21 protein-coding genes are annotated in these 23,554 nt (G+C 45.4%); 5 read left to right on the forward strand and 16 right to left on the reverse strand.

All coding sequences use genetic code 11. The features are described from left to right. Window positions 1-9: 9 nt before the first annotated feature. Together ACXABW_RS14720 and ubiK are read left to right on the forward strand one after the other, a co-directional pair. The gene (locus tag ACXABW_RS14720) at window positions 10-3,132 is read left to right on the forward strand and encodes a multidrug efflux RND transporter permease subunit (RefSeq protein ID WP_252028807.1); all 3,123 of its coding nucleotides are present in this window, start codon (window positions 10-12) and stop codon (window positions 3,130-3,132) included. 193 nt (window positions 3,133-3,325) lie between these two features. After that, window positions 3,326-3,577, forward strand: coding sequence for a ubiquinone biosynthesis accessory factor UbiK (ubiK, locus tag ACXABW_RS14725; protein WP_112417885.1), 252 nt, complete (start codon window positions 3,326-3,328; stop codon window positions 3,575-3,577). Window positions 3,578-3,884: 307 nt separating this feature from the next. Here the strand turns inward: ubiK and ilvC are convergent, their stop codons facing one another. Further along, window positions 3,885-5,369 carry a ketol-acid reductoisomerase gene (gene ilvC / locus ACXABW_RS14730; protein WP_252028808.1) on the reverse strand — a complete coding sequence of 495 codons (1,485 nt, stop codon included), beginning with the start codon at window positions 5,367-5,369 and terminating at the stop codon, window positions 3,885-3,887. A gap of 142 nt (window positions 5,370-5,511) precedes the next feature. On the opposite strand from ilvC, the gene ilvY reads away from it, so the two are divergent. Next, complete coding sequence (gene ilvY, locus ACXABW_RS14735; RefSeq protein WP_457523301.1) at window positions 5,512-6,402, forward strand: HTH-type transcriptional activator IlvY; 891 nt, start codon at window positions 5,512-5,514, stop codon at window positions 6,400-6,402. A gap of 202 nt (window positions 6,403-6,604) precedes the next feature. On the opposite strand, the gene hemN is transcribed toward ilvY, so the two are convergent. The 5 genes from hemN to ACXABW_RS14760 form a co-directional block, all read right to left on the reverse strand. After that, the gene (gene hemN / locus ACXABW_RS14740; protein WP_252028810.1) at window positions 6,605-7,993 is read right to left on the reverse strand and encodes an oxygen-independent coproporphyrinogen III oxidase; all 1,389 of its coding nucleotides are present in this window, start codon (window positions 7,991-7,993) and stop codon (window positions 6,605-6,607) included. 228 nt (window positions 7,994-8,221) lie between these two features. Next, the gene (locus tag ACXABW_RS14745) at window positions 8,222-8,710 is read right to left on the reverse strand and encodes a DUF2489 domain-containing protein (protein ID WP_457523302.1); all 489 of its coding nucleotides are present in this window, start codon (window positions 8,708-8,710) and stop codon (window positions 8,222-8,224) included. 9 nt (window positions 8,711-8,719) lie between these two features. Continuing rightward, entirely contained in the window at window positions 8,720-9,286 is a 567-nt protein-coding gene (gene yihI / locus ACXABW_RS14750) for a Der GTPase-activating protein YihI (protein ID WP_252028812.1), read from the reverse strand. Further along, the gene (locus ACXABW_RS14755) at window positions 9,286-9,924 is read right to left on the reverse strand and encodes a class I SAM-dependent methyltransferase (RefSeq protein ID WP_457523304.1); all 639 of its coding nucleotides are present in this window, start codon (window positions 9,922-9,924) and stop codon (window positions 9,286-9,288) included. The genes yihI and ACXABW_RS14755 overlap by 1 nt, the downstream gene beginning before the upstream one ends. 788 nt (window positions 9,925-10,712) lie before the next feature. Then, window positions 10,713-11,330, reverse strand: a complete 618-nt coding sequence (locus ACXABW_RS14760; RefSeq protein WP_252028814.1) for a c-type cytochrome — start codon at window positions 11,328-11,330, stop codon at window positions 10,713-10,715. Between the two features lie 148 nt (window positions 11,331-11,478). Between ACXABW_RS14760 and yihA the strand changes: the two genes are divergently transcribed. After that, complete coding sequence (gene yihA, locus ACXABW_RS14765; RefSeq protein ID WP_457523306.1) at window positions 11,479-12,159, forward strand: ribosome biogenesis GTP-binding protein YihA/YsxC; 681 nt, start codon at window positions 11,479-11,481, stop codon at window positions 12,157-12,159. Window positions 12,160-12,602: 443 nt separating this feature from the next. Here the strand turns inward: yihA and ACXABW_RS14770 are convergent, their stop codons facing one another. From ACXABW_RS14770 to hemB, 4 genes are all read right to left on the reverse strand, one after another. Beyond that, entirely contained in the window at window positions 12,603-12,650 is a 48-nt protein-coding gene (locus tag ACXABW_RS14770) for a hypothetical protein (RefSeq protein WP_438356636.1), read from the reverse strand. Between the two features lie 193 nt (window positions 12,651-12,843). Further along, window positions 12,844-15,639, reverse strand: a complete 2,796-nt coding sequence (polA, locus tag ACXABW_RS14775; protein WP_457523307.1) for a DNA polymerase I — start codon at window positions 15,637-15,639, stop codon at window positions 12,844-12,846. Between the two features lie 615 nt (window positions 15,640-16,254). Then, complete coding sequence (locus ACXABW_RS14780; protein WP_252028818.1) at window positions 16,255-16,695, reverse strand: GNAT family N-acetyltransferase; 441 nt, start codon at window positions 16,693-16,695, stop codon at window positions 16,255-16,257. A 63-nt stretch (window positions 16,696-16,758) separates the two neighbouring features. Then, window positions 16,759-17,802 carry a porphobilinogen synthase gene (gene hemB / locus ACXABW_RS14785; protein WP_265686828.1) on the reverse strand — a complete coding sequence of 348 codons (1,044 nt, stop codon included), beginning with the start codon at window positions 17,800-17,802 and terminating at the stop codon, window positions 16,759-16,761. Window positions 17,803-17,957: 155 nt separating this feature from the next. Here hemB and ACXABW_RS14790 point away from each other — a divergent pair, with 155 nt between their 5' ends. Continuing rightward, window positions 17,958-18,719: a TatD family hydrolase gene (locus ACXABW_RS14790; protein ID WP_457523310.1), complete on the forward strand. Its 762-nt coding sequence runs from the start codon at window positions 17,958-17,960 to the stop codon at window positions 18,717-18,719. 124 nt (window positions 18,720-18,843) lie between these two features. Here the strand turns inward: ACXABW_RS14790 and tatC are convergent, their stop codons facing one another. The 6 genes from tatC to ubiE all read right to left on the reverse strand — a co-directional run bounded on the left by tatC (window position 18,844) and on the right by ubiE (window position 23,459). Beyond that, complete coding sequence (gene tatC, locus ACXABW_RS14795; protein WP_265686826.1) at window positions 18,844-19,596, reverse strand: twin-arginine translocase subunit TatC; 753 nt, start codon at window positions 19,594-19,596, stop codon at window positions 18,844-18,846. Window positions 19,597-19,672: 76 nt separating this feature from the next. After that, complete coding sequence (gene tatB, locus ACXABW_RS14800; protein WP_252028823.1) at window positions 19,673-20,116, reverse strand: Sec-independent protein translocase protein TatB; 444 nt, start codon at window positions 20,114-20,116, stop codon at window positions 19,673-19,675. A gap of 3 nt (window positions 20,117-20,119) precedes the next feature. After that, entirely contained in the window at window positions 20,120-20,380 is a 261-nt protein-coding gene (gene tatA, locus ACXABW_RS14805) for a Sec-independent protein translocase subunit TatA (protein WP_252028825.1), read from the reverse strand. Between the two features lie 51 nt (window positions 20,381-20,431). Further along, the gene (gene ubiB / locus ACXABW_RS14810; protein ID WP_457523312.1) at window positions 20,432-22,066 is read right to left on the reverse strand and encodes a ubiquinone biosynthesis regulatory protein kinase UbiB; all 1,635 of its coding nucleotides are present in this window, start codon (window positions 22,064-22,066) and stop codon (window positions 20,432-20,434) included. Then, entirely contained in the window at window positions 22,063-22,668 is a 606-nt protein-coding gene (locus ACXABW_RS14815) for a ubiquinone biosynthesis accessory factor UbiJ (RefSeq protein WP_457523313.1), read from the reverse strand. Before ACXABW_RS14815 ends, ubiB begins: the two co-directional genes overlap by 4 nt. 8 nt (window positions 22,669-22,676) lie before the next feature. After that, on the reverse strand, window positions 22,677-23,459 hold the full coding sequence (gene ubiE, locus ACXABW_RS14820; RefSeq protein ID WP_252028831.1) for a bifunctional demethylmenaquinone methyltransferase/2-methoxy-6-polyprenyl-1,4-benzoquinol methylase UbiE: 783 nt from the start codon (window positions 23,457-23,459) through the stop codon (window positions 22,677-22,679). Between the last annotated feature and the right edge of the window lie 95 nt (window positions 23,460-23,554).

Consider the following 23,554-nt stretch of genomic DNA (forward strand, 5'->3'; position numbering starts at 1 on the left):
GGAGGCCTCATGCGCTTTACTGATGTTTTTATTAAACGTCCAGTTTTAGCGGTATCGATCAGCTTTTTGATAGCGCTGCTTGGTTTACAAGCCGTATTCAAAATGCAGGTTCGTGAATACCCTGAAATGACAAATACTGTAGTAACCGTCACCACGAGTTACTACGGCGCCAGTGCCGACTTAATCCAAGGCTTTATTACTCAGCCATTGGAGCAAGCCGTCGCGCAGGCAGACAATATCGACTACATGACCTCGTCATCGGTGCTTGGTAGCTCGACGATTACCGTAAACATGAAGTTGAACACCGACCCGAACGCAGCACTGTCTGACATTCTGGCCAAAACCAACTCGGTTCGTTCGCAGCTTCCTAAAGAAGCGGAAGATCCGACGGTAACCATGTCGACCGGTTCTACGACGGCGGTACTCTACATTGGTTTCACCAGTGACGAGCTGTCTTCAAGTCAGATCACTGACTACCTTGAGCGTGTAATCAATCCTCAGCTATTCACCGTAAACGGTGTGTCTAAGGTTGATCTCTACGGTGGTATGAAATACGCACTGCGCGTTTGGTTAGACCCTGCCAAAATGGCGGCGCTTGGCCTAACGGCGACTGATGTGATGAACGTCTTGAATGCGAACAACTACCAGTCGGCGACTGGTCAGGCTGTCGGTGAATTCGTTCTGTATAACGGCAGTGCCGATACTCAGGTATCTAACGTTGAAGAACTGTCGAACCTAGTAGTGAGCTCAGACGAAGGTGACATCACCCGCCTAAGCGATATTGCCAAAGTAACCCTAGAGAAAAGTCACGACGTCTATCGCGCAAGTGCGAACGGTCAGGAAGCCGTGGTTGCAGCAATCAATGCGGCACCAAGTGCAAACCCAATCAATATCGCTGCTGATGTTCTGGACCTGTTGCCTCAACTAGAGCGCAACCTGCCTAGCAACATCAAAATGAACGTCATGTACGACTCAACTATCGCGATCAACGAGTCCATCAATGAAGTAATCAAAACTATCGTTGAAGCGGCACTGATCGTATTAGTGGTTATCACCCTATTCTTAGGTTCGTTCCGTGCGGTAATCATTCCTATCGTTACCATCCCGCTATCACTAATCGGTGTAGCTATGGTAATGCAGGCGATGGGCTTCTCATGGAACTTGATGACGCTGCTGGCGATGGTACTTGCGATTGGTCTGGTGGTAGATGATGCAATCGTTGTACTGGAGAACGTCGACCGTCACGTTAAACTCGGCGAATCTCCGTTCCGTGCCGCCATCATCGGTACTCGCGAAATTGCTGTGCCAGTAATAGCGATGACCTTAACGCTGGGTGCAGTATACGCGCCGATTGCGCTAATGGGTGGTATCACCGGCTCGCTCTTTAAAGAGTTCGCGTTAACCCTAGCAGGTGCGGTATTTGTATCGGGAATTGTGGCATTAACCCTGTCTCCGATGATGTGTTCAAAAATGCTGAAGGCAAACGAAGAGCCAAGCAAGTTTGAGCAGAAAGTACATGGTTTCCTAGACCGCATGACTAACCGCTACGCGAAAATGCTTAATGCGGTAATGCAGCACCGCCCTGTGGTGATTGCATTCGCTATTATCGTATTTGCTAGCCTTCCAGCGCTGTTCAAGTTCATTCCAAGTGAACTAGCTCCGTCGGAAGATAAAGGCGTAATCATGCTGATGGGTACAGCGCCATCGAATGCCAACTTAGACTTCATGCAAAATACCATGAACGATGTAAACCGAATTCTGTCTGACCAGCCAGAAGTTTCGTTCGCTCAGGTATTTACTGGTGTACCTAACTCAAACCAAGCCTTTGGTATCGCATCAATGGTGCCTTGGAGTGAGCGTGAAGCTAGCCAATCTGAAGTGGCAAACCGTGTAGGTGGTTTGGTGGGTAATGTTCCTGGTATGGCAGTAACTGCATTCCAGATGCCAGAACTGCCAGGTGCGGGTTCTGGTCTACCGATCCAGTTCGTTATCACGACACCTAATGCGTTTGAAAGCTTGTTTGCTATCACAACTGATATCCTTGCTGATGTGAAATCAAACCCGATGTTCGTTTATTCAGACCTTGACCTGAACTACGACTCGGCAACGATGAAAATCAACATCGACAAAGATAAAGCCGGTGCATATGGCGTAACCATGCAGGACATTGGTATCACGCTAAGTACTATGATGGCTGATGGCTACGTCAACCGTATCGACTTAAACGGTCGTTCTTACGAGGTTATCCCTCAGGTTGAGCGTAAGTGGCGTCTAAACCCAGAATCAATGAACAACTACTACGTTCGCGCTGCGGACGGCCGAGCGGTTCCACTGGGCAGTTTAATCACCATTGATGTTGTAGCAGAGCCTCGCTCACTACCGCACTTCAACCAGCTAAACTCAGCTACCATTGGTGCGGTTCCAGCACCAGGTACAGCAATGGGTGATGCTATTGCATGGTTCGAAAGCACCGCGACAGACAAACTTCCAAATGGCTACAACCACGACTACATGGGTGAAGCTCGCCAATACGTAACTGAAGGTAGCGCTCTTTACGCGACATTCGGTCTCGCACTGGCCATCATCTTCCTAGTTCTGGCGATTCAGTTCGAATCTCTGAAAGACCCGCTGGTTATCATGGTATCCGTACCATTAGCAATCTGTGGTGCTTTGATCGCCTTAGCATGGGGTGCGGCAACCATGAACATCTACTCGCAGGTTGGTTTGATTACTCTGGTTGGTCTTATCACCAAGCACGGTATCTTGATCTGTGAGGTAGCGAAAGAAGAGCAGCTACACAATAAACTGGGCAAAACAGAAGCGGTGATGGAAGCGGCGAAAGTACGTCTGCGCCCTATCCTAATGACGACTGCAGCAATGATTGCAGGCCTTATCCCGCTTATGTACGCAACAGGTGCAGGTGCCGCACAGCGCTTTAGTATCGGTATTGTAATCGTTGCTGGTCTAGCAATTGGTACTATCTTTACCTTGTTCGTACTGCCAGTGATTTACAGCTACTTAGCTGAGAAACACAAACCACTGCCAGTCTTTGTAGAAGATAAAGACTTAGAGAAACTAGCACGCGTTGATGAAGCGAAAGCGGCACATCGTGAAATGGCTGATAATAATTAGTCGATATAGACTCATCGATAACGACGAGCGTATCGTGTGTTAATCGGTCAGCACTTTAAGTAAAAGGTCACTTCGGTGGCCTTTTTTATTGCTTGCTGATCCCCTAATAAGGTCGAATTTTTGCCATCCAAGTAGCGACTTTCTATCGGCAATTACTTAGAATGAGCACAAATTGAAAGGAGTTTTCATCCCCATGTTTGATCCAAAGAAACTAGAGCAAATCGCTAAACAAATTCATGACTCTATGCCAGCTCCTGTAAAAGAGCTTGGTGCAGACGTAGACCAGAAAGTTCGCCAAGTTATCCAAGGCCAACTAAACAAGCTAGACGTAGTAAGCCGTGAAGAATTTGACGTGCAAACTCAAGTGCTACTTCGTACTCGCCAAAAGCTGACTGAAATGGAACAAAAGCTCGCTGACCTAGAAGCGAAGCTTGCTGACAAGTAAGCTGTAATCAAAGATACAAAGGGCTGACGCAAAACGTCAGCCCTTTTTCGTTTTGGTCACGTTCTAAATGAGCCGCCCAAACCCACAATCCAGATAAACAAAAAAGGCTTGGTCAACGGCAACCAAGCCTTTTTATTTGATGTTGTGTTATTTGTATTTTTAACCCCATCTGCCTGGGGTTCTTACTAACCTATTATCTAGGTTATTCAATTACGCTGAATTAAGGTTTCATTTCTAGGAGAAGGCGCGGAGTTTACGATAGTAAATGAGCACCTTCGACACCGAAATGGAACCTTAAGGCAAGTAATTAGCCGCCTACTGCGATGTTCTTCATATCCGTCATGTAACCACGTAGCTCTTCACCGATGTACTCAACTGGGTGGTTGCGGATAGTATCGTTTACTGCGATTAGCGTAGCGTTGTCTACTTGGTTAGACGTTTCGCCTAAACCTTTACCGATTACATCAGTACCTACTGAAGGCATGAACTTCTCACGTAGTAGCGGAGTTGCTACGTTAGCAAATAGGTAGTTACCGTATTCCGCTGTATCTGAAATTACAACGTTCATTTCGTATAGACGCTTACGTGCTACTGTGTTTGCGATTAGTGGTAGCTCGTGTAGTGACTCGTAGTACGCTGACTCATCAATGATGCCTGATGCAGTCATTGCTTCGAATGCTAGTTCAACACCAGCACGAACCATTGCTACTAGTAGGATGCCGTTGTCGAAGTACTCTTGCTCAGAGATTTCGATATCGCCTGCTGGGTAGTTTTCAAACGCTGTTTCGCCTGTCTCTTCACGCCAGCCTAGTAGGTTTGCGTCATCGTTCGCCCAGTCAGCCATCATAGTGCTTGAGAACTCACCAGTGATGATGTCATCCATGTGCTTGTTGTAAAGCGGACGCATTAGCTCTTTTAGCTCTTCAGAAAGCTCAAATGCTTTGATTTTCGCTGGGTTAGATAGACGGTCCATCATGTGAGTGATACCACCGAACTTCAGTGCTTCAGTAATGGTTTCCCAACCGTATTGTAGAAGTTTACCTGCGTAGCTTGGGTCGATGCCGTCAGCAACCATCTTCTCGTAAGAAACGATAGAACCCGCTTGTAGCATGCCACATAGGATAGTTTGCTCACCCATTAGGTCAGATTTAACTTCTGCAACGAATGAAGACTCTAGACAACCTGCACGGTGACCACCAGTACCTGCAGCCCATGCTTTTGCGATATCCCAACCTTCACCTTTTGGATCGTTCTCTGGGTGAACCGCGATTAGCGTTGGTACACCGAAGCCACGCTTGTACTCTTCACGTACTTCTGTACCAGGACACTTAGGTGCAACCATTACAACTGTTAGGTCTTTACGGATTTGCATACCTTCTTCAACTACGTTGAAGCCGTGTGAATAACCTAGTGCAGCGCCTTCTTTCATTAGCGGCATTACCGTCTCAACAACGTTAGTGTGCTGCTTGTCTGGAGTAAGGTTGATTACTAGGTCTGCTTCTGGGATTAGCGTTTCGTAGCTCGCTACTTCAAAACCGTTCTCTTTCGCGTTTTTGTACGATTGACGCTGCTCGTCGATCGCTGCTTGGCGTAGTGCGTATGCTACGTTCAGGCCAGAATCACGCATGTTTAGGCCTTGGTTCAGACCTTGAGCGCCACAACCTACGATTACGACTTTCTTACCTTTTAGGTAATCAGCTTCTGTTGCGAATTCTTCGCGGTCCATAAAGCGACAACGACCTAGTTGGTCTAATTGCTCACGTAGGTTTAGGGTATTGAAATAGTTAGCCATATTGGGCGCTCCTTTGAAATTATCCATAATGGTCGGTCGTTCTCTTACCGAGTGAGGTCATACTAAAACAGACACGAAGTTGCTTAAAGTGATATATTCACAATTAGTTATTGCAATTTATGCAACGTAAGATGACCTATTTATGAATATTAAACACCTGCAGATGTTCATTCATTTGTGTGATAGTAAAAACTTCAGCAAGACAGCTTCGGCAATGCACATCAGCCCTTCTGCACTCAGTCGTCAGATACAAAAACTGGAAGAAGAAACTGGGCAAAATTTGTTTCTGCGCGATAACCGGAGTGTTGAACTTACGCCGGCAGGAAAAAAGTTGCTACCGGTGGCAATGAAAATATTGTCAGAATGGCAGCAATATAACGCTCAGTCAGAAGGACATGAGCAAGAGCTAACAGGCGAGATTCGATTGTTCTGTTCCGTCACCGCCAGCTACAGCCATTTGCCAGAACTTCTATCTGATTTTCGCCTGCAACACCCTCTGATCGAATTTAAGCTTTCGACAGGCGACCCAGCCCAAGCAATAGAGAAAGTACTGGCCGACGATGTCGACATTGCAATCTCCGCCAAACCAGAGCAACTTCCGGCTCGGATTGAGTTCGAAACCATCAGTGAGATTCCTCTTTCGGTCATTGCCCCTATTGGTGTAAGCAACTTTGCTGATGAGTTGCAGAAAGACAAGCCTGATTGGTCTTCCATTCCTTTTATCGTGCCAGAGTCAGGTACTGCGCGAGATCGCGCCAATGCTTGGTTCAAAGCGATGAAAATCAAGCCAACCATCTATGCTCAGGTATCAGGGCATGAAGCGATTGTCAGTATGGTGGCGTTAGGTTGTGGTGTCGGTATTGCACCCGATGTGGTGATCAACAACAGTCCGGTGAAAGAGAAGATCCAACGTTTAAAAGTCGCTTCAATCAAACCTTTCAAACTGGGTGTGTGTTGCAAGCGCTCACAACTAGACAACCCACTGGTAAAAGCCTTATGGGAAATGGCACACGATACCTATATCGCCCCATAACTTTCCAATATCCAGAAACAACAAAGCCACCGCTTTTTCAGATCGAAAGAAAAACAGTGGCTTTTGCATTAAAAGCAGTTTTCTAGATAGTTGGAGTCACAGCTAGGTGTCGAACAACCTTATTCCCATGAGCATAGTCCGCTATGTGATTGGGATGAGATTGTGAAGACAACGACGCTGTAGCTTCAAATATGACGAAAACTTAGATGACGCGAGAGAACTGCTGCTGCCTAGCCTTAGCTCTTAAATACTTGTCAAAACACATACAGATGTTACGTATCAGCAAACGACCACGCAAAGTGACGCGGATTTCGTTGTCATCGACTTCAACCAATTCATCATTAATGAAAGTCTGAAGAAGCTGCAGATCTTCTTTGAAGTATTGGTTAAATGGCACATTGAATTCAGCTTCAATCTGGGTTTTATCCAACTTGAAGTTACAGATAAGCTGCTTAATCACTTCACGGCGAAGTAAGTCATCACTATCTAAAGCAACCCCTTTCCATAAAGCATGGCGCTCATCGTTTACTTGCGCATAGTATTTCTTCAGTTCTTTTTGGTTTTGCGCGTACGCATCACCAATCATGGAAATGGCTGAGACACCAAAGCCTACTAAATCACATTCGCCTTGAGTGGTATAACCTTGGAAGTTACGGTGCAGTACACCTTCACGCTGCGCAACAGCCAACTCGTCATCAGGTTGGGCAAAGTGATCCATGCCAATGAATTGATAGCCCGCACCAGTTAGTGTCGTAATGGTATCTTGCAAGATCGCCATTTTTTCTTCGGCTTTCGGTAAGTCTTCATCTTTGATTTTACGCTGCGCTGCAAACAGTTGCGGCATGTGCGCGTAGTTAAAGATAGACAGGCGGCCAGGCTGCATCTCTAGTACTTGCGCTAGCGTATCAGCAAAGCGCTGTTGCGTTTGCTTTGGTAAGCCGTAGATTAAGTCTAGATTGGTTGAGCGGAAGCCTAGCTTTTTCGCTCTTGCTACCATCGCAATAATGAAGTCTTCATCTTGCTCGCGGTTAACCAGTTTTTGTACTTCTTTATTGAAGTCCTGCACACCAATACTTAAACGGTTAAACCCTTCACTGCGCAGGTGATCGAGCATATCGAGTTCAATCTCACGCGGATCGACTTCGATGCTGATTTCTGCAGTGTCTTCAAATTGGAATTCGCCACGTAGAATCGCCATCAAACGGCTAATTTGCTGCTCAGTTAAGAAGGTTGGCGTGCCGCCACCAAAGTGTAGCTGCGTTACTTTGCGTCCTTGAAGCAAACTCGCGCGTTGGCGGATTTCATGCTCGAGTACATCAAGGTATTCGTCGGCTTTGTGCGAGTGGCGAGTAATAACCTTGTTACAGCCACAGTAGTAGCAAAGCTTGTGACAGAACGGGATATGAATATACAGAGACAGTGGACGCTCAGGATACTGAGTACACGCCATATCGTAATCGGCAATCGTAAACGCTTCGTGAAACTCTAACGCCGTTGGGTATGAGGTATAGCGAGGCCCAGAATAGTTATACTTATCTAGAATGGCTTGATCCCATACGATTTGCTGGCTGGCGACAACTGACTGCGACATGATGGTACTTTCCGTTTGTAACGAGGTTTCAATTCACTGTGGCCGCAATAGCGATTAAAGTTCGCTGTTGCGATAACGGGCTATTTTGCCACACGACTATGACGAACGTCGGTAGGCAAAACAAGTTTTGGTTAATATTGTTCAGAACTGCTAGCCCGATCACTTACTTAAAAGTATAGCGACTAGGCCAGCAATAAGATGCGGTTACCCAGTAATAGGTAGCCTTAATTAAATCATCTGAATGTTGATTTGATTGTTGAGAGGCTTAACGGTTTGTTGCAGCTGCTTCAATTCTTCGACTATCGCATCGTTCAAACGTGATTCCGCTTTCTGACGAGCTAGGTTCTGCTGCATACGCTCTTTTTTCGCGAGCTGCTGTCTGTCTTCTCCACGCGCCATGTCTTTCACTATATGGTATAGCTCAGACGTAGCTGGGTAAGTCGCATCAAAATCGACTCTCGCCTCACCTTGTACGTAGTCCATGATGTTATACACACGGATGCTAATTTCAGACAAGTCACACTGCCCTTGGATTCCCGCTAGACAGAGGGTATGTACATTCTCGAAGATATTGGCGTTACGTTTTTCGATAGCCAACTCTTGATGACGCAGTTGCAATTCCTTTTGCTTCTTAACTTGGAGCAGAAGGTAACCTGCATAGGATGCTAAGCCGAGAATAATGATTCCACCCGCAATGGCTAACAAGGTTACATTCATATTAGTGCTCTACTCTTTAAAGTCGTTAAGGTCTAAACCTTCAAACTGAGAAAGAAGGTCATCGTCAGAAGCTGGCTTCTTGCTCGCTTTTTTCGCTTTCGGCGCTGGCGCTTCGACTTCTTCTATCTCGTCTTCTTCATCTTGATACAAGCCAAGCTGCTTCATAAGTACTTCGATGCGATCTAGCTTCTCATCAACATAGCTTTGTAAGCCTGCACCTAGGTTGTCGCCGTTATCTAAACGATCAAGCAACACATTCAATTGCGCATCATTTTCCAACATTTCTAGCTCTTTTTCAGCTGAGATGCGGCGCTCTTGTTTGGTGAGTTTCTTCGGCGCTTCAACGACCAAAGGAATCTTCTTTTTACTGCCTAAGCGAGGATCGCGTTTTTGCTGCTCTTGGCGTTGCTTCTGCTTTGACGCTTCAGAGTTACGGTTACCGGTTTTTAGGCCTTTACGCTTTTTTAGTCTTTTACGAAGGCGACCTTCAACATCAGACTCTGTGCGATTACGAGTAACGACAACTTCATCTTGTCTTAACGCACTCGGTTTTCTTGATTTCTTACTACGACTCATTACTGGAGTTTCCTCAGCAAAATTACATCATTGCCAATAAATTCTAGTTCGAGCTTATCCCGCTCTGCCAAGTATTGAAAGGTTCGACGACTAAAGAAGATAACGTGGGTTACGTCGTTCTTATAGTGCCATGTTGCAAACGCTTCTTTATCAATGACCATTTTGGTCATAAGACCAATCCAGCCACCCGGCTTAACTAAATTTAACCATTGCTGCCACACCTTATCGGGCTCATAGAGATGCTCGATAACTTCTGTCGCAGTCATAAAATCATACGTTTTCTCAAACACCACTTGATTCGGGTGATAATAGATATCGTACAGCTCAATATCGTGGCCACGCTCTTGCAACATTAATGATAATGTTGGGCCTGGGCCACAACCAAAATCTAACCCATGTGAGTTAGGTTGAATTCTCTCTGTTATCGGGTCAGCAATACGCGACAAGAACTTACGATAGCCCATATCGCTAGGATCATTTTCATGCAGATCATAGTGGGCTTTTTCTTCATTCGCCTCCAAGCGCTGGCTTGGATCCACAAACACCAATTCACAATTATCGCACTGTAAATAGTCACGTCGTTTATCCGAGTGGTAGTGCGTGACGGTGGGATTGTGGCATAACGGGCAGCTGTGCATATTTCCATCCTCAAACAGGGATGCGAAACATACCAGAAACTCGATTCAGAGTGGAGTAAAATTGAGCAATTAATCACCAAAACCAGAAAAAAAACCGTTACTGGCGACGAAACATAAAAAAAGCGATGATCTAAGACCATCGCTTTCTAAATACCACCCTAGGTGGTGAAACTGTGTTGCACTCAAATTGGTGCACAATCTTCCATTTGTTTTTAGCGCTTTCCCTGCAAAAAGGTGTTGTTCTTCATCATCCTGATGAATTTTGGCTTTCCGTTTAACTTCCTGTACGAGTTAGCTTCCCGTATCTGGGCTAGTCCTTAGCCTGATCCTTGCGCTGTCTAAATCCTTAGACAAGTTGACCATCCATATCAGGTTGGCTTCATGCCGACCTTAATCCTTTTTGACCACCATGCTTCCTTAGCATGCATCCTTGGAGACCATCGTGGTCTGAATTCCTGTTTCAGCTCCCTGCTGATGTGATTACTTTACTCCAGCTCGATTTTGAAACAACGACCAATAAGAAAAAAAAGGTCTTTTTTTACTGCGGCGGATTAAGATCTTTATTTTTCATGTGCTTACAAAGAAGACATAGTGATCGTTGCGTTAACGTATGGCAGATCTCTTACAAAGGGTTAAGCAAACTTGGTAGCACGATAAAAAAGGCACCGTGCTGCATGTCTCAAAGTTGGCGCGCAACCAGACCGTGAAAGATGAATGCTCTACAAAAGAAAACGCCCCAGCAGGCAGCTGAGGCGTTTTCATTTAACTTTGCTCGAACGATTTAGGGCTTAGTGTAGGCCACCAACATATTTAGACAGTACAACAATTTCTTCATCTGTTAGTTTCTTCGCAACGTCGCGCATCATTTCATTCATGTCATTTGCACGAGTGTCGTCACGGAATTTTTCTAGCTGAAGCTTGATGTAATCAGCATGTTGACCAGAGATTTTCGGGAACCCTGATAGCTCAGTACCATTACCACGTGGGCCATGACACGCAATACACGCCGTTAAGCCACGCTCTGCATCACCTGCTGTGTACAGAGTTTTACCCTGTTCAACTACATTTTCTGGCGTAGTATTTGGTGAAATAGGCAATGAAGCATAGTAAGCCGCTAGATCAGCCATATCTTGCTCAGACAGTGGCATCGCCATACCGCCCATCACAGGGTCGACACGACCTTGCTTACCGCCACTAGTCATACCTAGCTTTAGGTCTTTCAACTGCTTCTCAAGATACTTAGCATGTTGACCCGCTAGCTTAGGGTACATCGTTAATTGACTGTTACCATCTGCCCCGTGGCAGGCAACACATGTTTGGGATTTTGCTTTACCAGCTTCAATACTACCTTGGGCCCATACTGAGCAGCTGGCTAAAAGACTCAAGATTAGCGCTAATTTCTTCATGACATTCCATTATAATTATCAAGCTTCCGGTACCACTCTGCGTTGCCACTCATGGTACAATAGGCGACCTTATGCCGAGCACGGTTATTTTACACAATTTCACAAAAAAGTAATCAATCGACTACACAAAGTCGAGATGGAGTTAACAGTGAGCGTAAAAATTCATTACCAAAACACGCATTTCATTACCAGTGCGCCTGATATTCGTCATTTACCAGAAGACGAAGGAATCGAAATTGCGTTCGCAGGACGCTCCAATGCGGGAAAATCCAGTTCATTGAACCGCTTAACGAATCAACGTGCACTGGCCAAAACCAGTAAAACCCCTGGCCGTACACAGTTGATAAACCTATTTAAAGTCGATGAAGGTTGTCACATTGTCGACTTGCCAGGGTATGGTTTTGCCCAAGTTCCGCTAGAAATGAAAAAAAAGTGGCAAAAGTCACTGGGTGAATACCTACAAAAGCGCAAATGCTTGAAAGGCTTGGTTGTGTTGATGGATATTCGTCATCCAATGAAAGACCTAGACCAGCAACTTATTTTCTGGGCGGTCGATTGTGGCATTCCAGTACAAGTTTTGTTAACAAAAGCAGACAAACTAAAGAGTGGCGCACGTAAAGCTCAAGTATTGAAGATCAAGAAAGATGCAGTTGGTTTTGGTGGTGATGTGAGTGTTGCTGCTTTCTCTTCATTAAAGGGAATCGGTGTCGATACGCTACGTAATAAGCTAGATGAGTGGTACGCACCAGCTTTTGCCCACCTAGATGCTGATATAGAAGACGCAGAGAGCGGAGATAGCGACACACAAAATGAGAGTTCAGAAGATTAAACACTTCTGACTGCGTAATACCTCTAAGAAGCCCTGCCGACTGTGTGGGGCTTTTTTTGTCGCTAGCGTTATTACAGGCATAAAAATCCCCACCATCCTGGTGGGGCAACGGGAGAGAAATAGAAGTAATTATTATTATGCCGCTAGCATCACTGATACTCGGATAATTTTCAACCATTAGATTCCCGGCTCTGGGAGCAGTTCAAATATCTATTAACTCATTAATAAAAAACAGATTATTGATAAATCCCCTACTCCAAACTCACTTGGTTAGTTACAGAAAATAACAAAACTGTGAAGGAAGCAAAATTACTAAAGCAGCGTTAAGAAAGCGCTCATAGAAGTGAAAGTTTAGAACGGAAAGGGGATGGATTACACCAGCGAGAAATTTTCTTTCGCCCAATAAAAAACGCCCCAGTCAAAAACTGACTGGGGCGGCTGAATCAGCCTAATCCAATAACGTGAAACAAAAGGTCTGAAAGATAGAACATCTTACCTCTGTACCCTACGCCGATTAATGTACAACAATTGGTCAGAAATAGAAACTGTTTTTGTAGTTTTTTTTCATTAAATTTTTCTTAAAGTACAAATGGCGATTTTTATCAGGCTCTTTTTTAGCGACAAAAAAAAGCCAGCGTTTGTGCGCTGGCTCATGATTATTCACTCAAATTGACTAATATTTGTCTAGTGGGCCTGATCCCAGTTGTCACCATGGCCCGCTTCGGCCACTAGAGGCACATCTAACTCCGCAGCCGATTCCATCAATTGTTGTACTTTACTTTCAATTTCGGTCAAAGCTGACTCTTCCACTTCAAACACCAATTCATCGTGTACTTGCATAAGTAGTTTCACTCGGCCCGCGCCTTCAGCTTGAATCCACTCATCCACCAACAACATCGCCTTTTTAATAATATCTGCTGCTGTACCCTGCATTGGTGCGTTGATAGCGGCACGCTCAGCGGCTTTACGACGCATACCATTACGCGATTTGATTTCAGGTAAGTGCAAACGACGGCCAAAGATGGTTTCAACAAAGCCCTGCTCAGCCGCTGCACTACGAGTGTCTTCCATGTATTGCATCACACCAGGGTAACGCTCGAAGTACGTATCCATATACTGCTGTGCTTCACCACGTGGAATACCCAGTTGCTTAGCCAAACCAAACGCACTCATGCCATAGATAAGACCAAAGTTAACGGCTTTTGCACGGCGACGCTGTTCGCTACTGACTTGGTCGATATCAACACCAATGATCTCTGCCGCCGTCGCAGCGTGGATATCTTTACCTTGCTGGAAAGCATCCAATAAGGCTTTATCACCCGATAGGTGCGCCATGATACGCAGTTCGATTTGAGAATAGTCGACAGCAAGAATCTTATGCCCATGAGGTGCAACGAAAGCTTGGCGGATTCGACGGCCTTCTTCATTACGAATTGGAATGTTCTGTAAGTTAGGATCGGTTGAAGACAAACGCCCTGTCGCCGTGACAGCTTGATGGTATGAGGTGTGAACTCGCCCGGTTTCTGGGTTAATCATCTTAGGCAGTTTATCGGTGTAGGTCGACTTCAGCTTCGCCAAGCCGCGATACTCCAGAATCAACTTCGGTAGTGGGTAATCCAGTGCCAATTCTTGTAACACTTCTTCGTTGGTCGAAGGTGTACCCGATGGCGTTTTCTTGATGACAGGTAAACCCATCTTCTCAAATAAAATCGCCTGTAACTGCTTAGGAGAATTCATATTGAATTCTTGCTCCGCAATTTCATACGCCTTTTGTTCTAGCTCATCGAGACGAGCAGCGATCTCTTGAGATTGCGCACCAAGTAACATGTCATCGATAAACACACCGGTTCTTTCAATACGAGATAAAACAGGCACCAATGGCACTTCAATATCTTGGTAGATGGCTTTGAGCTTTTCATCTTGTTCAATGTTGCTGTAAATGCGGTTATGCAATCGCAATGTCACATCTGCATCTTCAGCCGCATATGGGGAAGCTTGCTCAAGATCGATTTGATTGAAAGTAAGCTGGTTCTTACCTTTACCTGCAATTTGTTCAAATGAGATACAGCTATGCTGCAAGAAGCGTAGCGCTAAACTGTCCATATCGTGTTTGCCACCAACGCTATTGAAAACGTATGAAGCAAGCATGGTGTCATGCTTAATGCCCTTCATCTCAATACCGTAGCGAGCCAATACGCTTGCATCGTATTTCAGATTTTGGCCAACCTTGGCTTGAGTGTCATCCTCTAAGATAGGCTTCAGTTGCTCAAGGACCCAATCGCGATCCAGTTGCTGTGGTGCATCAAGGTAGTCGTGCGCAACAGGTACATAGGCTGCGATCCCTTCCTCTGTCGCAAATGATAAGCCGACAAGGTTGGCAACCATGTAGTCTAAGCTATCGGTTTCAGTGTCAAACGCAAATACGTCGCTGGCTTTTAGCTTCTCGAGCCATTGATTGAAGCTCGCTTCATCCAAAATGGTTTCGTACTGGCTGCGATCAATCGTTACGGCTGAGGTATCCATCTCTACAGTGCTGGTTGCCGCAACGCCACTACGGACAGCTCCTGACTTTTCGTCGGCTTCCACAACGCCAGTGCCGCCTTCTAATAACTCATTCAGCCATGATTTAAATACTAACTGACCGTAGAGTTTGATCAGCTCATCTTTGTTTGGCTCAGCTTTTAGCAAAGATTCTGGTGTTTCTTCTAACTCAACATCCAATTTAATGGTAGCCAGCTCATAAGAAAGCTCGGCATTTTCTTTGTTGTCGACCAGCTTTTTAGCCATCGTTTTTGAACCGCGGAAACCAAGCGGTGCTATGTCGTCTAGATTTTCGTAAAGCTTGTCTAAGCCACCAATGCCTTGCAGTAAAGCGGTCGCGGTTTTATCACCGACACCCGGTACGCCCGGAATGTTATCCACTTTATCACCCATCAGAGCGAGGTAGTCGATGATGAGCTCTGGTGGGATACCGAATTTCTCTATCACGCCCTCTCTGTCCATCACGACATTAGTCATAGTGTTGATCAAGGTAACATTGTCATCGACTAGCTGAGCCATATCCTTATCACCGGTACTAATCAATACCGGCATACCAGCTTTGGAGGCTTGCGCCGCGAGCGTACCGATTACGTCATCGGCTTCTACACCAGGGATAGAAATAAGAGGCAGCCCCATTGCACGAATAACATTGTGCAATGGTTCGATCTGGCAACGAAGATCGTCCGGCATAGGTGGTCGGTTCGCTTTGTACTCTGGATACATATCATCACGGAATGTCTTACCTTTCGCATCGAAGACCACTGCAATACGATCAGAAGAAAACTGGCGCATCATACTGCGTAGCATATTCACTACACCGTAGACTGCGTTAGTTGGAATATCACCGTTGCTCATGGTGCCAGGGTAAGCATGAAAAGCGCGGTAAAGGTAAGAAGAACCGTCGATTAAAATCAACGGATTATCAGGTATGCGAGCCATAGTCTTTTGTATCCAAAGAGAATGCAGAATAAGATCTGCCTAGAATGCCATGACTGCCATTTTGATTCCATTTTAAGTCGATAAACCTTACTCACACATTTGAAGATTTATTCACCTTGAGCCGACACCATCTGTGGATAACTCTGTTTATATAATTTTCATGCTCGCGTTGCGCAACTCAAACAATATGAATTTGATAGGTATAATGCATTGATTTAAATGAATATTGATCAAGATCGTTCATTCCCACCATGATCCCTAAGCGATCTTGCATTGTGGAAAAGACTGCTGGTGTCCTTTTATTCGCACACCAAGATCCAAATTTTAGGCAGAAAAAAAGCGACACCCGAAGATGTCGCCTAGCATAAGGGGTCAAAGCTGATTCAAGGTGAATGAACAACTTTGCCATAAAGCTATAAATTACACTGGAAGCAATGTGAGCAATGTCGTGTCAAAAAGAACTAGTGCAAGTTCGTTTAAGTTCAGTGTCATCACCGTCTCCAATCTGAATCTGGTAATTCAACGTCCTTGTGAACTTTTCCTCATTCCCTAAGACAGGTTTAATAATAATGATTCTCATTTAACAGTCAACACCTAAATGAGATTTTTTCTCATTTATTTTTTAAGCGACTTAACAAACTCGATCCTAGATTCAATAATAGGATCTCTTTTTTCATAATTTTCAATTAGATATGAGTTTCTAATCAGAAGCCTTAACATCGCAGGAAATTGATTGCGCGATTTTACTTTCAGCTGTGTATAGCCGTGCTCCACCACCCACTGTTCTTGGACGTCCAATAATTTTTGCGCCACCCCTTTATTTCTCGCTAAAGGGGACACACCACCAAACCAACTATAGAACGTCTCATTATCGATCTCGTAGCCAATCTTAAATCCAAGTAACTGCCCCCGCTCTTCTGCCACTAAGACTAATGACGTTTTCCCATCCAATCGTTTCAGCAGAGATTGTACGGTTTCTTTTTGGGCAAATTCTTGAATTGCTGAGACAACTTGAACCACTTCTTCCAAGCTACCTTGTCGAACTACTACACTCATACCTTCTCCCAAAATTAAAAAAGGCCAGCATGATGCCAGCCTTATTCTCTAACTTAACAGACCCTAGTCTTGATTCAGATGCTGAGCCGCTTGAGCGTTTTCTTCCGCTAGCCACTCGGCCACGTCTTTTGCAAAATACGTCAGGATGCCATCAGCACCAGCTCTCTTAAAGCACAACAAAGATTCCATCACGGTATCACGCTCACTTAGCCAGCCATTTTGAATCGCCGCTTTATGCATCGCGTACTCACCAGAAACTTGGTAAGCAAAAGTTGGCACTTGCAGCTCAGTTTTCACACGACGAACAATGTCTAGATAAGGCATGCCAGGCTTAACCATTACCATATCAGCGCCTTCATTGATATCTAGCGCCACTTCTTGGATCGCTTCATCGCTGTTGGCCGGATCCATTTGGTAGTTCTTCTTGTTACCACCTTTCAGGTTGGATGCCGAGCCGACTGCATCACGGAATGGACCATAATAGCAAGACGCATACTTAGCCGAGTAAGCCATAATTTGGGTATGAATGTGCCCCGCTTCTTCTAGCGCTTCACGAATCTTACCGATACGGCCATCCATCATATCTGACGGAGCAACCACATCTGCACCGGCTTCAGCATGAGACAGAGCCTGTTTAATCAACACTTCAGTGGTCTCATCGTTTTGCACATAACCATCTTCATCAATGATGCCGTCTTGACCATGGGTTGTGAATGGGTCCAGTGCCACATCAGTGATCACACCAATTTGTGGGATGTGTTCTTTCAGTGAACGAACAGCACGTTGAACAAGGCCTTCTGGGTTATACGCTTCTGCAGCACATAAGCTTTTCGCATCTTGGTTAACCACTGGGAATAGAGCGATCGCAGGTACACCCAAATTCGCTAAGTACTGCGCTTCTTCCAGCATTAGGTCGATCGACAAACGCTCAACACCTGGCATGGATTCCACAGGCTCACGACGGTCTTTACCCATTAAAATGAACATTGGGTAAATAAGATCGCTCACTGATAGCTGATTCTCCGCCATTAAACGACGGCTAAACTCGTGCTTACGCATACGGCGCATACGACGCCCTGGAAATTGCCCTTGGATAGATACAGACACTCTATTCTCCTTGTCTGGTTAAAGTGCGTAGCAAAATCATATCACTCTCGCTTGCTGACGCTAGCAGCAAAATTGAAAAATTAGAAAAATGACCAAAGGTTCACACTACCGTATACTTTGCCCAGATAGTCTGATAGCCCACAACGAGAGTGACCATGATCGATACACATGCCCATATTTACGCCACCGAATTTGATCAAGACCGCGACCAAGTGGTTCAGCGAGCGTTAGAGCAAGGCATTGAAAACATCCTACTACCAAACATCGACTTAGATTCCATTCAACCGATGTTAGCCACAGAAGCCGCATACCCAGAAGTATGTCGTTCTATGATGGGCTTGCACCCTTGTTATGTAGACGCCAACGTTAAAGATACTCTAGCAACCATTCACTCTTGGTTTGATAAACACAATTTCATTGCTGTCGGTGAAATCGGTATCGACCTGTATTGGGATAAAACCTATAAAGCAGAACAAGAGATGGCGTTTGTTACTCAGCTTAACTGGGCCAAAGAAATGAACTTGCCCGTAGTAATTCATACCCGAGACTCCATCGAAGAGACACTCACTTTACTTAAAGGCGAGCAAGATGGGTCACTCAGTGGAGTATTCCACTGTTTCGGCGGCAGCATTGAAGAAGCCAAAACCATTAATGATCTCGGTTTTCACCTTGGTTTGGGCGGTGTATCGACGTTCAAAAACGGGGGAATGGATAAAGTCATTCCACACCTGAACTTAGATTACGTCATTCTAGAAACAGACTGCCCTTACTTAGCGCCAGTGCCACATCGCGGCAAACGTAATGAGCCTGCCTACACGTCATTGGTCGCACAGCGCGTAGCCGACTTACGTGAGCTTAGCCTAGAGCAAGTAGACCAGTTCACCACCGCTAATGCTCGCGCTCTATTTAAGCTGTAAAGGTAAACCTAGCGCTGTCTAAAGTGATCGCCTCGAATAATCGATGAGCAGGCCCTAACAACGAAAAAACAGCAATAAAAAGGCTTGCCGATTGGCAAGCCTTCTCTTTATCTGCTTCAGTAAACTAGTCTGCTTGTTGCTCTTCTTCGTCTCTGTCTTTTCGTACATAGAAGCGGGCGAAGAACAATCCAACTTCAAACAGTAGACACATTGGAATAGCAAGTAAGGTTTGCGAAATCATATCTGGCGGTGTCAGCATCATGCCGATGACAAATGCACCAACTACTATATAGGGGCGCTTCTCGCTCAGACTTTTCGGATCCGTTGCACCAGTCCAACATAGCAAAATGATCGCTACAGGCACTTCAAAAGCGATACCAAACGCCAAAAACAGTGCTAGGACAAAATCTAAGTAACTCGAGATGTCAGTGGCAAACTCCACACCACCTAATGAAATTGCGGTAAAGAAGCCAAACACCAGTGGAAACACCACAAAGTAGGCGAACGCAACACCACAGTAAAACAGTAGCGAGCTCGAGAACATCAACGGCATAATCAGCTTACGTTCATGCTTATACAAACCCGGAGCAACGAATGCCCAGACTTGATAGAGAATAAACGGCACCGCAACGAAAATAGATGCGATCAACGTTAGCTTTAACGGGGTAAAAAATGGCGATGCAACATCGGTTGCAATCATCGTTGCCCCTTCTGGTAGGCGGTCTACCAAAGGTGCAGAAACAAATTCGTAGATATCGTTAGCAAAATAAATCAGCCCGAGGAACACCACCAATACGGCCAGAATAGCGCGTAATAAGCGGTTACGAAGTTCCAACAAGTGGCTGATTAAAGGTTGTGTCTGCTCAACCGAAGACATATCAAACCTCAACTATATAAGATCGAAAAGGAGCTACAAACTCATTACCTTAAGCTGTAGCTCCTATAATGCGAGACTATTCGGCTTTTTTATCTGCCGTTGTACTTGGTTGCGTAGCGTCGTGATTCACCACTTTGCTTTCAACTGTACCTGCGTCATCGGCGCTTGGAATGGACTCAATGCTCTCATTCACAGCCTCTGCCTGTTTCGGTGCAGAGTCGCTTTTGCTCGCATACGGACGTTGGACATCTTGCGCAGCCTGCTTGAGCTCTTCAACAGAAGATTTCAGCTCAGGAGACAGGTCTTCCATCCCCATCTTTTCTGCTTTACGCAAGTTTTCTTGCAGCTCTTGAACTTTAAGCTCGTGTGACAATTCATCTTTCACACTGTTTGCCATGTTTTTCGCTGCGCCCACAAATTTGGAAACACTGCGAATCGCATGAGGCAAACGCTCTGGCCCAAGTACCACCAGCCCCACTACAGATATTAATACCAGTTCCCAAAAACCGATATCAAACACTTGTTACGCCTGCTCTTTGTCTTTCTTAGTTTCTGTATCAGCGGCTTCTTTTTTCTGCTGCTCTACGCTCTTTTGCTGATCAACAGCTTTTGGTTCGAAGTCAGCGTCTTTCTTGTCTGCTGATTCGTCTTCGCTCATCGCCTTCTTGAAGCCTTTTACTGCGCCACCCAAATCACCACCGATACCGCGTAGTTTCTTTGTTCCGAACAGCAATACAACAATTACGGCAATGATAAGAAGTTGCCAAATACTAATACCACCCATTCTTTTTACCTCGGGTCTTTATTACACACAATTTTTTCAAGAGTTTAACGTCTAACGACGGTAAGCTCGCCAACTAAGCAACCAAAATGTGACACCTGCGACGCCACTTACCACTGATAGCTGCTCATAAGCGTTGTTCACCAATATTGCCGAGCATACGACTAAAGTGGCTCCAACACCAAATAAAAACTTTCCTGTCGCCTGCTGGCGCTTGCTTTCTCGATAGCCTTGATAAAGCTGATCCATTCTCTGGTTCATCGCTTTACCTTGTCGCAAGCTATCGTATAGCAGCTCCGGCAGTTCCGGTAACTTCTCTGCCCAAAACGGCGCGCGATCTTTCACCGCATTGATCACCGCTTGTGGGCCCACTTGATTCATCATCCACTCTTCTAAGAATGGCTTTGCGGTTTCCCATAAATCAAGTTGTGGGTAGAGCTGACGCCCTAATCCTTCTACATACAGCAATGTTTTTTGCAACAACACCAACTGCGGTTGTACTTCCATATTAAAACGGCGAGCCGTATTAAATAGGTTAAGTAGTACATGGCCAAACGAAATTTCACACAAAGGTTTGGCAAAAATCGGCTCACATACAATACGAATCGCAAACTCAAATTCATCAATGTTGGTTTCACGTGGAACCCAACCAGAATCGACGTGCAATTCCGCCACTCGGCGATAGTCTCGGTTGAAGAAAGCTAGGAAGTTTTCCGCTAGGTAGCGCTTATCTTCACTGTTCAATGTCCCGACGATGCCACAATCCAAACCAATCCACTGTGGGTTTTCTGGATGCTCAGGCTGAACAAACACGTTACCTGGGTGCATGTCCGCGTGGAAAAAACTGTCGCGAAATACCTGAGTGAAGAACACACTCACACCACGCTCAGCTAGCAGCTTCATGTTGGTGCCGTTCGCTTTCAAACCTTCAATATCAGAGACTTGAATACCATAGATACGTTCAGAAACCATGACAGTTTCATTACTGTGCTCGGTAATCACTTCTGGTACGTAGAGTTCCTCACTGCCTTCGAAGTTACGACGCAGTTGAATCGCATTCGCGGCTTCACGACGCAGGTCAAGTTCGTCGAGTATGGTCTTTTCGTACTCACGTACCACTTCAACCGGTTTTAAACGACGTGCTTCAGGTTGCGCCTTTGCAACAATTTTTGCCATGCGATGCATCAATTTTAAGTCAGCATCTATGACAGGTTTAATGTCTGGGCGAATGACTTTCAACACGACTTCACGACCAGACTCTTTCAGTTTAGCAGTATGGACCTGAGCAATTGAGGCCGATGCCAGTGGTGTAATATCGAAATCCGTAAACCACTGCTCGAGTTCACCACCTAATGCCAGCTCCATTTGCTGTTTGGCTAACTGGCCATCAAAAGGCGCGACCTTGTCTTGTAACATCGCAAGTGGATCGGCGATATGCGGAGGGAAAAGATCTCGCCTGGTCGACATCATTTGACCAAACTTAATCCACACCGGACCCAACTCTTGCAAGGCAAGGCGCAGTCGGTCACCCAGAGGTTTATCGGCGTGTTTGTTTTTAATCCAAAATAGAGATTTACGTGCCAGAAGTGGCGCTTTGGTCAACTCATGAGTAGGCAAGAGCTCATCTAAGCCATACTCAAGCTGCACTTTAATAATATGGTAGAGGCGTTTTACTTCGGTTGGGGTCATGCGTTCTCCACCAAGCGGTTTAAGCGTTCTTCAATACGAGCAGCTTGGCTTTTCACCTCATCGACCTGATCGCAGAAATACGCGACTTCCAATGGCCCAGGCGCGACTCTCCATTCCTCAGTTAATACTTGTGCGAGATGGTCTTGATGCTTAGCCACTCGTTTTTGAACAAAGGCACCAACATCTTTCGCACCTTGTACGAGAGTGTGTGCAACCACATCACCCGTTGCACGAGATAACCATTCTTCGACGTTAGGCTTGCAGTCCGTCATCAATTGAGCAAACTTTTGAGCCAGCTGGATATCGCCTTCTAACACCAGTTTATCTTGCTTGATCAGCTTAGTGATATTGGCTTGCTCACGCAGCTCCGGCAATACTGATAGGTTCAGTGACAAGTAACAGTCGGGTTGACCTTCATAGTTACCCAATACATCTATCTGTTGGCTGAAGATAAAAGTTAGGGTTTTGTTTAACTCTTTAAGGTGAACCTGAATGACTTGACCTTTTAGTCGAGCCAAACGACGCACCAACTCTGGGTCATCGTTGACTAAAGTATTCAGTGACGTTTCAATCGCTGCGGTAACTAACGGTTCAAATGGCATATTGGCCCCTAAAACTTGTAACCGCGGTGCAGTGCAACAATACCGCCAGTAAGGTTGTAGAAGTTAGCATTTTCAAAGCCAGCTTGTTCCATCATACCTTTTAATGTTTCTTGGTCTGGGTGCATACGAATAGATTCCGCTAAGTAGCGGTAGCTGTCTGCATCGTTAGCAATGATTTCGCCCATTTTAGGCAGCAAGTGGAACGAGTATGCGTCGTACACTTTTGATAATGGCTCAAGAATCGGCTTCGAGAATTCAAGTACCAGCAAACGACCACCTGGCTTAAGAACGCGGTACATTGAACGAAGTGCTTTGTCTTTATCAGTGACATTACGTAGACAGAAGCTGATAGTAATCGCATCAAAATAGTTATCAGGGAATGGCAGCTCTTCCGCATTCGCTTGAACGTAATGTACGTTGCCAACAATTCCGCTGTCGCGCAGTTTGTCACGGCCTACGTTTAACATCGAATTGTTGATATCAGCCAGAATGACATGGCCTTTCTCACCAACAATACGAGAGAACTTAGCGGTTAGGTCACCGGTACCACCACCCAAATCCAGAATACGTTGCCCAGGACGAGCACCGCTGCAATCAATAGTGAAACGCTTCCATAGGCGGTGAATACCACCAGACATCAAGTCGTTCATGATGTCGTATTTCGCTGCCACAGAGTGGAATACTTCTGCTACTTTGGCGACTTTCTCTTCTTTCGCCACGGTTTCGAAACCAAAGTGAGTGGTTTCATTCGTTTCTAACGCTGTTTTTGATTGCACGTTTGTATCCGTCATGATGATTCCTCTTGTGCAGCACTTAACCAACATGAGCAAAGAATCGCCCTTGTACTGCGGGCGATTAGTTTACTTTATCCTCAGCTTGATGTCTT

This window comes from Vibrio paucivorans (genome assembly GCF_054053395.1).

Bases quoted from the DNA above. Each gene is read 5' to 3' on its own strand.
- ACXABW_RS14745 (WP_457523302.1), bottom strand. From the start codon at position 8,710: ATGAATGTAACCTTGTTAGCCATTGCGGGTGGAATCATTATTCTCGGC.
- polA (WP_457523307.1), bottom strand. From the start codon at position 15,639: ATGGCTCGCATACCTGATAATCCGTTGATTTTAATCGACGGTTCTTCT.
- ACXABW_RS14755 (WP_457523304.1), bottom strand. From the start codon at position 9,924: ATGCACAGCTGCCCGTTATGCCACAATCCCACCGTCACGCACTACCAC.
- tatC (WP_265686826.1), bottom strand. From the start codon at position 19,596: ATGTCTTCGGTTGAGCAGACACAACCTTTAATCAGCCACTTGTTGGAA.
- hemN (WP_252028810.1), bottom strand. From the start codon at position 7,993: ATGTCGCAGTCAGTTGTCGCCAGCCAGCAAATCGTATGGGATCAAGCC.
- ACXABW_RS14780 (WP_252028818.1), bottom strand. From the start codon at position 16,695: ATGAGTGTAGTAGTTCGACAAGGTAGCTTGGAAGAAGTGGTTCAAGTT.
- ilvC (WP_252028808.1), bottom strand. From the start codon at position 5,369: ATGGCTAACTATTTCAATACCCTAAACCTACGTGAGCAATTAGACCAA.
- ubiB (WP_457523312.1), bottom strand. From the start codon at position 22,066: ATGACCCCAACCGAAGTAAAACGCCTCTACCATATTATTAAAGTGCAG.
- ubiK (WP_112417885.1), top strand. From the start codon at position 3,326: ATGTTTGATCCAAAGAAACTAGAGCAAATCGCTAAACAAATTCATGAC.
- ACXABW_RS14760 (WP_252028814.1), bottom strand. From the start codon at position 11,330: ATGAAGAAATTAGCGCTAATCTTGAGTCTTTTAGCCAGCTGCTCAGTA.
- ilvY (WP_457523301.1), top strand. From the start codon at position 5,512: ATGAATATTAAACACCTGCAGATGTTCATTCATTTGTGTGATAGTAAA.
- ubiE (WP_252028831.1), bottom strand. From the start codon at position 23,459: ATGACGGATACAAACGTGCAATCAAAAACAGCGTTAGAAACGAATGAA.
- yihI (WP_252028812.1), bottom strand. From the start codon at position 9,286: ATGAGTCGTAGTAAGAAATCAAGAAAACCGAGTGCGTTAAGACAAGAT.
- ACXABW_RS14790 (WP_457523310.1), top strand. From the start codon at position 17,958: ATGATCGATACACATGCCCATATTTACGCCACCGAATTTGATCAAGAC.
- tatA (WP_252028825.1), bottom strand. From the start codon at position 20,380: ATGGGTGGTATTAGTATTTGGCAACTTCTTATCATTGCCGTAATTGTT.
- ACXABW_RS14720 (WP_252028807.1), top strand. From the start codon at position 10: ATGCGCTTTACTGATGTTTTTATTAAACGTCCAGTTTTAGCGGTATCG.
- ACXABW_RS14815 (WP_457523313.1), bottom strand. From the start codon at position 22,668: ATGCCATTTGAACCGTTAGTTACCGCAGCGATTGAAACGTCACTGAAT.